The sequence below is a fragment of the uncultured Meiothermus sp. genome (assembly GCF_937863175.1).
Lineage (GTDB): Bacteria > Deinococcota > Deinococci > Deinococcales > Thermaceae > Meiothermus.
The window spans coordinates 1-6,669 of the sequence record NZ_CALMCQ010000028.1; the positions used below are offsets into that span (position 1 = coordinate 1).

7 protein-coding genes are annotated in these 6,669 nt (G+C 57.7%); 6 read left to right on the forward strand and 1 reads right to left on the reverse strand.

The features are described from left to right. Positions 1-209: 209 nt before the first annotated feature. Positions 210-1,349: a site-2 protease family protein gene (locus Q0288_RS01175; RefSeq protein WP_299425889.1), complete on the reverse strand. Its 1,140-nt coding sequence runs from the start codon at positions 1,347-1,349 to the stop codon at positions 210-212. Between the two features lie 119 nt (positions 1,350-1,468). Here Q0288_RS01175 and Q0288_RS01180 point away from each other — a divergent pair, with 119 nt between their 5' ends. The 6 genes from Q0288_RS01180 to Q0288_RS01205 form a co-directional block, all read left to right on the forward strand. Then, the gene (locus tag Q0288_RS01180; protein WP_299425892.1) at positions 1,469-2,806 is read left to right on the forward strand and encodes a flavin monoamine oxidase family protein; all 1,338 of its coding nucleotides are present in this window, start codon (positions 1,469-1,471) and stop codon (positions 2,804-2,806) included. After that, positions 2,806-3,612, forward strand: coding sequence for a 16S rRNA (cytidine(1402)-2'-O)-methyltransferase (gene rsmI, locus Q0288_RS01185; protein WP_299425895.1), 807 nt, complete (start codon positions 2,806-2,808; stop codon positions 3,610-3,612). The genes Q0288_RS01180 and rsmI overlap by 1 nt, the downstream gene beginning before the upstream one ends. Before the next feature lie 209 nt (positions 3,613-3,821). Beyond that, positions 3,822-4,790 (forward strand): 6-phosphofructokinase, encoded by a 969-nt coding sequence (gene pfkA, locus Q0288_RS01190; RefSeq protein ID WP_299425898.1) that lies wholly within the window; start codon positions 3,822-3,824, stop codon positions 4,788-4,790. Between the two features lie 161 nt (positions 4,791-4,951). Next, positions 4,952-5,809 carry a DUF3883 domain-containing protein gene (locus Q0288_RS01195; RefSeq protein WP_299425902.1) on the forward strand — a complete coding sequence of 286 codons (858 nt, stop codon included), beginning with the start codon at positions 4,952-4,954 and terminating at the stop codon, positions 5,807-5,809. Positions 5,810-5,869: 60 nt separating this feature from the next. Beyond that, positions 5,870-6,427, forward strand: a complete 558-nt coding sequence (msrA, locus tag Q0288_RS01200) for a peptide-methionine (S)-S-oxide reductase MsrA (RefSeq protein WP_299425905.1) — start codon at positions 5,870-5,872, stop codon at positions 6,425-6,427. A 70-nt stretch (positions 6,428-6,497) separates the two neighbouring features. After that, positions 6,498-6,669, forward strand: a 172-nt coding sequence (locus Q0288_RS01205) for a viroplasmin family protein (protein ID WP_299425908.1), incomplete at its 3' end; no start/stop codon positions are given.

Consider the following 6,669-nt stretch of genomic DNA (forward strand, 5'->3'; position numbering starts at 1 on the left):
GCGTTCACCCTGAGCCAGGATCAAACTCTCCATAAGTGTTCGCCGCGAGCGGCGAATCTGAGTAGACCTGTATCAAAGGTCTTGATTCTCGTTTAGAACGTCCGAGAAAACGACGTGTACATCGTATTTTCTGCTGATCTTTCTTTGTCAAGATGCTTGGCCACCTTGCGGCAGCGCAACGAGAAGTGTACCGACTGCTCCGCAAGCTGTCAAGCCCTATCCGTGCTCGAGTCCGACTTACCCGATAGGCTCAGATGAGCCGAGCGCAGTTGGAGTGCTCGTAATAGATCGGTTTTGCTCAGGATACCCACCAGGTTGCCGTAAGCGTCGGTGATGAGAAGCCTCGAGAATCCCTTCTCGGCCATGCGTTGCAGAGCCTCGAGAGCAGTGGTCTGCTCTTCGGCCAGCAGGGGAGGGCGCATCCGTTCTCGCACCGGTGTGTTGAGTGTGGCATCTTGCAGGTCTTCCAGTCCAATCAAGCCCAACAGCCGCCCGTCTTCCAGCACAGGGTAGCCTACATGCCGCTCGAGCTTCATCTTTTCGAGTAGCCCCCCCACACTCAGATGGGGAGGAACCCAGCTCACCTCGCGGGTCATCAGGTCGCGCACCACCAGGCCCTCGAGGGTGCGGCTAAGCACGGCCTGCTCGGCTTCGGCGCTGGCAGCGATAAAGATAAAGAAAGCAATCAGGATCAGGAAGAGATTACCAATCAGCAGTCCCAGCAGGCCCAGCGCAAAGGCCAGCAATTTACTAATGATGGTGGCCGTGCGGGTGGCCTCGAGGTGGGGGTAGTAGAGCGCCAGTAGGCTGCGCAAAATCCGCCCTCCATCGAGGGGCAGGGCTGGGAGCAGGTTGAACAGGGCCAGGCTCAGGTTGATGAGGCTCAGATAGCCCAGCAGAAACTGGCCCCCGGCGGCCTCTGGCGGAACAACCCCCCGCAGTAGACCAAAAAAACCAGCCAGCAACACACTCACGATGGGGCCAGCGATGGCGATGACGGCCTCGGCCCCCCTGGTGCGGGGCATCTGCTCGAGCTGGGCTACCCCGCCCAACAGCCACAGGGTAATCTCGCGGGTCTGCACCCCATAGCCCCGTGCGGTGAGGGCATGGCCTAGCTCGTGGATCAGCACACTGATAAACAGTCCGATGGCCGCCAGCAGGCCCAGCAGGTAGGGGGTCAGGCCGTCTACCAGAGCCGGGTCAGGGCTGATCTGTAGCAACCGCAGGTAGACCGGAAGCTGGCTGCCGATCAGAAAAGCGAACAGCGGCAGCACGATCAGAAAACTCAGGTCGAGGGAGACCGGAATCCCCAGCAACCGGAAAGGCAGGCGGATGGCTCGAGTGAACACTGGAAGAATGTTACACCCTGGCAAGAACGCTTGTGTGAGACAGCTTTTTTGTATCGGTTTGTGGCCTTCCACCGCCGACTTCTCACGCGTGGAAAGGGGCAATCTTCTACGCTGGGATCATGACCGATGTGGTGGTGATCGGGGCCGGGTTCGCCGGGATGGTAGCGGCCAGGGAGTTGTTGCAGCGGGGCTACCAGGTGGTGGTGCTCGAGGCCCGTGACCGGGTGGGGGGACGGGTTCGAGCCGGACGTGTGGGAGGGATCTGGGTGGATTTCGGCGGTACCTGGCGAGGCCCTACCCAGACCATGCTGGACGCTCTGGCTGCGGAGTTTGGGGTGGGTTTGATTTCACAGTACGCTGCCGGACGGCGGGTACTGGAAATAGGGGGACAACGCAAAGCCTACCGGGGTCTGATTCCGCCCATTGGGCTGCGGGCGGCCTGGGAGGCGGGGGTGGCCATTTCCAACCTCAACAAAATGGCCCGGCAACTGCCTCTGGAGGCTCCCTGGCAGGCCAAAGAGGCTACAACCTGGGATGCCCAAACCGTAGCGGACTGGCAAGCCAGGATCTCGTCGGAGGCAGCCCGCCGGGTGTTTGATATTGCCACCCGAGCCATTTTGTGCGCGGAGCCCCGGGAAGTCTCGTTGCTGTATTTTCTCTCCTACATTCGGGCCGCAGGTTCGTTGGAGGGCCTGGCTGAGGTAAAAAGCGGTGCCCAGCAAGACCGCCTCGAGGGTGGGATGCACGGCCTGGCCCAGAGACTGGGAGACTTGCTAAGGGTCAACCTGGCGCTGTCTGCGCCCGTCAAATCCATTGTGCAGGAAGCCGAATCGGTCACGGTCTACACTGATGGAGGCCGCTGGCAGGCCCGGCGGGTGATTGTGGCCGTTCCACCTTTGTTGGCTGCCGAAATTGCGTTTAGCCCAGCCCTTCCAGACCGGCGCCAGAAGCTTCAGGTCTCGATGCCGATGGGGTCGGTGATCAAGTGCTTTGCCGTCTATCCAAAGCCTTTCTGGCGCGAGAAGGGGCTTTCCGGCGAGGCCATCAGCGATACGGCAGTGGTCAGCCCGGTGTTCGACCTGAGCCCACCAGATGGCAGTGCGGGCATCCTGGTGGGCTTTATTGATGGGGCCGCAGCCAGAGTGTGGAGTGCCCGAACGCCGCAGGAGCGCCGGGTCGAGTTTTTGCACTGCATGGTTCGCTTCTTTGGCCCGGAGGCCGCCCATCCCCTGGACTACGCCGACCACGACTGGACAACCGAGCCCTGGAGCCGGGGTTGCTACGAGGGCTATATGCCACCGCAGGTGATGACCCGCTACGGCCAGGCCCTGCGCGAGCCGGTGGGGCGAATTCACTGGGCGGGAACCGAGACCGCTACGGTCTGGACGGGGTATGTGGAAGGGGCAATTCGCTCGGGGCAACGGGCCGCACAGGAAGTAGCGGTTACACTGGGTTGATGCGGCTGGTGCTGGTTCCAACTCCCATCGGCAACCTCGAGGACATCACCTTGAGGGCGCTACGGGCACTCAGGGAAGCCGAGGTAGTCGCCTGTGAGGATACCCGGCGCACCGGAATCTTGCTCAAACACTTTGGTATTTCCAGGCCGATGGTGCGGCTCGACCAGCCCACCGTGAGCAATGCCCGGCGGCTTTTGGAAGGCTACGAACAGGTGGCCTACGCGACCGATGCCGGCACCCCCGGTATTTCCGACCCTGGGGCCGAGCTGGTGGCACTGGCCCTCGAGGAGGGCTGGAAGGTAGAGGTTCTGCCGGGTGCTACCGCACTCATTCCGGCCCTGGTAGCCTCGGGCCTGCCGGCTGCCCGCTTTGCTTTCGAGGGGTTCCTGCCCCAGAAGAGCTCAGAGCGCAGGGAGCGGCTGGAACAGGTTTCGGTGGGTCGGACGGTGGTACTCTACGAAGCCCCCCACCGCTTGCGCGATACCCTCAGTGACCTAATCAAGGTCTACGGCCCCCTGCACCCGGTGGCATTAGCCCGTGAACTATCCAAACTCCATGAAGAAATCTGGCGCGGCAGCCTGGGTAATGCGCTGGAATATTTCAAGGAACCCAGGGGAGAGTTTGTGGTGGTGCTGGGGCCAAAGGCGACGAAGGCCGAAGGCCAAAAGCCTATAGCTGAAGACTTGCTGACACAGCTAAAGGGGCAGGGGCTAAAAGGCAAAGAACTGGTCAAGGCCTTGACCGAGGCTGGGATTCCCCGCAACCAGGCCTATGCGCTGGTTCACCCGCCGGATTCGTCGAAATAGAGTGCTCTTCGCAAAAATCAAACTCTCTTCGGCCTAATTTTTCATCCCGAACAGAACGGCGGTCTTATCCGGGCAGCAGCCGGGAATAGCGCGATAGGCTGGATCCGGATGACACAATCATCACCTTTCTGAGTAAACTAACAGGCAGTTTTTGGCTTTCGACCCCTGGGTCTGTGCAGGGAAAGTTCTGCTTATGGAGTTTGGTTTGGATGAAGCGAATAGCGGTTTTTACCAGTGGGGGCGACGCGCCCGGCATGAACGCGGCCATCCGGGCGGTGGTGCGCGATGGTGTGGCTCATGGCCTGGAAGTTATCGGCGTCCGGGGTGGCTACCAGGGCATGATCGAGGGCGACTTTGTGCCCCTGGGGCCTCGAGATGTGGCCAATACCTTGCAGCGGGGCGGCACTATTCTACTCACTGCCCGTAGCAAGGATTTCATGACCCCAGAGGGCCGGGCGACGGCTGCCGAACACCTGAAAAGGGCTGGAATCGAGGGGGTGGTTGCCATTGGGGGCAACGGAACCTATGCCGGAGCGGCCAGACTGATCGCCGAGCACCAGATCCCGGTGGTGGGTGCGCCTGGAACCATAGACAACGACCTCTTTGGCACCGATTACACCATCGGCTTCGATACGGCGGTCAATACCGCCCTGGATGCCATAGACCGCATCCGCGATACTGCCGCCAGCCACTCGAGGGTCTTCTTTATCGAGGTGATGGGCCGTCATGCAGGCTTCATCGCCCTGGAAGTGGGTATTGCGGGGGGCGCGGAAGTGATTGTGCTGCCCGAAGACCCCATCAGCGCCCAGGGGTGTGCCGGGGTGATTGTTGGTTCGGCGGCCAAGGGAAAGAAGTCCTCGATTGTGGTGGTGGCCGAAGGCGGGTACGAGGGGGGTGCGGTGGCCCTGGCCAACGATGTGCAGCAATCCTCGGGCATCGAAGGTAAAGTAACCATCCTGGGCCACATCCAGCGCGGTGGCAGCCCCACCGCCAAAGACCGTGTGCTGGCCAGCCGCTTGGGTGCAGCCTGCGTGGAAGCCCTGATGAGTGGAGCCAGTGGGGTGGCGATTGGCGAGGTAAACGATGAAATTCGTCTCACACCCTTCCGGGAAGCCATCGAGAAGCGCAAGGATATCAACCGCAAGAAGTACGAACTTGCCAGGGTGCTGGCCTTGTAGAGAGTGTTACCCTGTAATTTAAGGTGCGAGGACACTGTTCCAACTGTGCGTCACTCAAACCGGCAGATTTGCACCGGGGTTTGAGTTATTATCTTGCTCATCAGGCAGAGGTAGACGCCTAAGTACAAGAGCGAACTACGGTGGCTAAGGAGCTTAGACACATGATCAAGGCCAATTCCCTTCAAAAAAGAATCAAAGACCGGTTTGCTGATTCGCTTGGCATGAGACATTATGTGTGTTACCACAATGAAGAAAGAATGGGCTACTCGTACAAGGAAGCTGATGAATTTTCTGTCGGCACTTCAAAGAATGTTGATAAGATTCTTGGAAATAAAGTTTGGATTATCGCTGGTATAGGTCGACCTCGAGAGTATTACTTGTGCTCGTGGTTTGTTGCTGATGTCATTGATGAAAACGAGGATGACTATTTCAAGAATGTCGTGTATGGCTCGGAGCGTACCTCAAGAGCAATCATTGATCCGCCGATCAAGCTCAACGATCTACCTTGGTTAAAGGAATTCTTGAGAAACCAAGCGAATTTCAGTTTTGGGCTTAGAGTTATCCATCCAAAATTTGCTTCTAAGTTTGAAGGCTTGTTAAAAGGAAAGCGTATGCGGAAGGAAAGCGCTTCAGGCATTCCAATCATTGGAGATGGCTCGGGAGATCCTCTGGATAAGAGATTGGTTGAGAAACGGGCTGTCGAGTTGGTATCGAAAAAATATAAGTCTAATGGCTGGATAGTAAAGTCGGTTGAGAATGAAAGAAAAGGCTATGACCTGTTATGTCGGAAAGGTCGACTAGAAGAACATGTCGAAGTGAAGGGCTTAAGCGGTGTTGAAAAAGATTTCACCTTGACAGCGAATGAATATCAGTATGCTTCTAGAGAGAGCCGCTTTAGGATATGCATTGTTACCGATGTGCTCAAAATATCTCCAAAAATCCATAGCCATAGTTTTACTGAGTTGGTCTCGGAGTTTCGGATCGAGCCAATAGCATATAGATTCAGAGTTAAGAAATGATTTTGGACAAGGTCATTTACCTTACATCGTATTGTTCGAGTTCAACCAAAATAAGAAGGTATGGATCAAAACCTGGAAGTCGCAACCCTGGGGGGCGGATGTTTTTGGTGCCTCGAGGCGGTATATGACGAGCTAAAGGGTGTGACCAGTGTGGTTTCGGGGTATTCGGGGGGGCATGTGGTCAACCCTACCTACGAGGAGGTGTGTGGCAAACAGACCGGCCACGCCGAGGTGGTGCAGGTGACGTTCGACCCCAGTGTGATTTCATATCGGGAAATTCTGGAAATCTTCTTTACCATCCACGACCCCACCACCCTGAACCGCCAGGGAAACGATGTGGGGCCGCAGTACCGCTCGGCCATTTTCTATCACTCACCCGAACAAAAAGCGGTGGCCCAGGGGGTGATGGAGGCCTTTGCCCAGGCCCGGGTTTGGGATAACCCCATCGTGACCGAACTGGCCGCCTTCGACACGTTCTACTCTGCCGAGGACTACCATCAGAAGTATTTCAAGCGCAACCCCGACCAGCCCTACTGTGCATGGGTGGTCGGCCCCAAGGTCGCCAAGTTTCGCAAGCAGTATTTTGGCCGGCTCAAAAAGAACCTGGCGGTGGGCTAGCCCTCAGTGGCATAGACTGGCGGGGCCCGACGAACCTCGAGGGGCCTTTTACAGTACACTCATCACCCGAATGGCGAAGATCAAGAACAGGTATTACGTGGTCTGGAAAGGCCGCAAAACCGGGATATTCTCCTCATGGCCGGAAGCCGAGGCCCAGGTCAAGGGTTTTGTGGGGGCCGAGTTCAAGGCTTTTGAAAGTCTGAACCAGGCCAGGCAGGCGATGGCCGGAAAATACCAGGACT